Below are 256 nucleotides of genomic sequence, written 5' to 3'. Positions count from 1 at the left end.
CCAGTAGCGCCTTGCGGCCCTTGGTCACCTTGAGGTCCTTGGTCGCCTTGAGGCCCTTGAGCACCGGTAGCACCAGTAGCGCCTTGCGGCCCTTGGTCACCTTGAGGTCCTTGGTCGCCTTGAGGCCCTTGAGCACCGGTAGCACCAGTAGCGCCTTGCGGCCCTTGGTCACCCTGAGGTCCTTGAGCGCCGGTAGCGCCTTGCGGTCCTTGATCACCCTGAGGTCCTTGAGCGCCAGCAGCGCCTTGCGGCCCTT

General features: G+C 65.2%; 1 pseudogene. It reads right to left on the bottom strand.

What is annotated here, in order from left to right:
• Positions 1-256 (bottom strand): annotated as a pseudogene (locus tag KQX66_RS38775) (collagen-like protein); the annotation flags it as partial.

It is taken from the genome of Paenibacillus oleatilyticus, assembly GCF_018998565.1.
Taxonomy (GTDB): Bacteria; Bacillota; Bacilli; order Paenibacillales; family NBRC-103111; genus Paenibacillus_G; species Paenibacillus_G oleatilyticus.
This window is presented reverse-complemented; position numbering and strand designations above follow the sequence as displayed.